This is a genomic window from Brevundimonas sp., assembly GCF_036677305.1.
Lineage (GTDB): Bacteria > Pseudomonadota > Alphaproteobacteria > Caulobacterales > Caulobacteraceae > Brevundimonas.
Map to the genome: position 1 here is coordinate 1 of NZ_JAKFEB010000173.1, position 2574 is coordinate 2574.

The window sequence follows — 2574 nt, forward strand, 5'->3', positions numbered from 1 at the left end:
CCATGCCCCGGCATTCCGCCACGGTGCGGGTCAGGGTGCGGACGACGCCGTTGACCTGGGGCTCCCAGGCGTCGGTGGCCAGAACGATGCGCATATGGGCCGGAAGGCTCCGCCGTTGATCGGGCAAACGGTCTAGCGGTTCCGGCGGGCCTTGGCGAGATGCCGCGCCCCCTCCCGTTCTCGCTCAAAAGCGTCTAGGACGCGCGCCATGAACGCACACGTCTCGCCGCCGGTCGCCCTCTCCCAGGACTGGGATACGCTGGATCAGGGCAAGTTCGCCGACGAAACCGCCACGGTGCGGGGCCTGCTGGCCAACATGCCGCTGGACGGCGCGGAACGCGCCGCCGTCCTGGCCGGCGCCACGGGCCTGGTCGAGCACGCCCGCGCCAGCGTCAAGAAACAGGGGGTGGTCGAAAGCTTCCTGCAGGAATTCTCGCTCGGCACCCGGGAGGGTCTGGCCCTGATGTGCCTGGCCGAGGCCCTGCTGCGCACGCCCGACGAGGACACCCGCGACCGCCTGATCGCCGAAAAGATCGGCTCGGCCGACTGGTCGTCCCACCTCGGCCAGTCCGACAGCCTGTTCGTCAACGCCTCCACCTGGGGCCTGATGCTGACCGGCAAGCTGGTGGACGTGGACGAGGAGGCCCGCACCGACCTGCCCGGCTTCCTCAAGCGCATCGTCGGCCGTCTGGGCGAGCCGGTCATCCGCGAGGCCGTCGCCGCCGCCGTCCGCATCATGGGCGAGCAGTTCGTCGTCGGCCGCACCATCGAGGCGGCCCTGAAGCGGGCCAACAAGGAAGGTTGGCTCTGCTCGTTCGACATGCTGGGCGAGGGCGCCCGCACCGCCCACGACGCCGAGCGCTATGAGAAGATCTACGCCGACGCCATCGAGGCCGTCGGCAAGACGGCGAAAGGGCAGGGGCCCGAGGCCGGCCACGGCGTCTCGGTCAAGCTGTCGGCCCTGTCGCCGCGCTATGAGGCCACGCACGAGGCCCGCGTCTGGGACGAGCTCTATCCCCGCATCCTGCGCCTCGCCCGGATCGCGGCGAAACACGACATCAACTTCACCATGGACGCGGAAGAGGCCGACCGTCTGGCCCTGTCGCTGAAGCTGCTGGACCGTCTGGCGCGCGAGCCCGACCTCGGCGGCTGGACCGGCCTCGGCCTCGCCGTCCAGGCCTATCAGAAGCGCTGCCCCGAGGTGATCCGCCGCGTCGCCGAACTGGCCAGGACCTCGGGCCGTCGCCTGATGGTCCGTCTGGTCAAGGGCGCCTACTGGGACACCGAGATCAAGCGCGCCCAGGTCTTCGGCCGCACCGACTATCCGGTCTTCACCACCAAGGCCGCGACCGACCTCAACTACCTCGTCTGCGCCAAGGCGATGATCGAGGCCGCGCCCCACATCTACAGCCAGTTCGCCACCCACAACGCCCACTCCCTGGCCGCCGTCCACAAGATGGCCTCCGAGCGGAAGGTGAAGATCGAATTCCAGCGCCTGCACGGCATGGGCGAGGCGCTGTACGACGCCGCCCGCGACGCCTTCGGCCCGGTCACCGTCCGCGCCTACGCCCCCGTCGGCGGGCATGAGGACCTGCTGCCCTATCTGGTGCGCCGCCTGCTGGAGAACGGGGCCAACTCCTCCTTCGTCCACGCCCTGCTGGACGAGCGGGTGCCCGCTTCCGCCGTCGCCGCCGACCCCATCTCCGTGGTCGAGGCCCACCCCGACCGCCACGCCAAGATCCCGACCCCGAAGGACATGTACATGGACCGCCAGAACTCGCTCGGCCGCGACTATTCGCAAGCCGCCGACCGCGACCGGCACCTCGCCGCCCTCGGAAAGGTCGACGCCGAGAAACTGACCTCGGGCCCGATCATCGGCGGCAAGCTGAAGGCGGGTACGAACCCGCAGGCCGTGACCAATCCCTTCGACACGACCCAGGTCCTCGGCCACGTCTCGGAAGCCTCCACGGCCGACATCGACGCCGCCGCTGACGCCGCGGCGAAAGCCCAGGTCGCCTGGGACCGCAAGGGCGGCGCGGGCCGCGCCCCCGTCCTGCGCGCCATGGCCGACGCGCTGGAAGCCGACATGGACCGTCTGGTCGCCCTGCTGTCCCGCGAAGCCGGCAAGACCCTGAACGACGCCGTGGCCGAGATCCGCGAGGCCGCCGACTTCTGCCGCTACTACGCCATGCTGGCCGAACGCGACTTCGGCGGCCGCACCGAGCTGAAGGGCCCGGTCGGCGAGATCAACCAGCTGGTCCTGCACGGCCGCGGCGTCTTCGCCTGCATCAGCCCGTGGAACTTCCCCCTGGCCATCTTCACCGGCCAGATCGTCGCGGCGCTGGCCGCCGGCAACGCCGTCCTGGCCAAGCCCGCCGAACAGACCCCCCTGATCGCCGCCGAGGCCGTGCGCCTCTACTACAAGGCCGGCCTCGATCCGAACCTGCTGGCCCTCGTCCCGGGACGCGGCGAGACGGTCGGCGCGGCCCTGGTCAGCCACCCCGGCATCGACGGCGTCGCCTTCACCGGCGGCACCGACACGGCGACCATGATCAACAAGGCGCTGGCCGCCCG

At 70.7% G+C, this 2574-nt stretch carries 2 protein-coding genes; one reads left to right on the forward strand and one right to left on the reverse strand.

Going from position 1 to position 2574, the window contains the following annotated elements:
* The coding region (locus V6M42_RS09840) for a hypothetical protein (protein ID WP_332678360.1) at window positions 1-94 on the reverse strand (94 nt) is incomplete at its 3' end.
* 114 nt (window positions 95-208) lie between these two features.
* Here V6M42_RS09840 and putA point away from each other — a divergent pair.
* Window positions 209-2574 (forward strand): bifunctional proline dehydrogenase/L-glutamate gamma-semialdehyde dehydrogenase PutA (putA, locus tag V6M42_RS09845; protein WP_332678359.1); only part of this gene is annotated, 2366 nt, incomplete at its 3' end.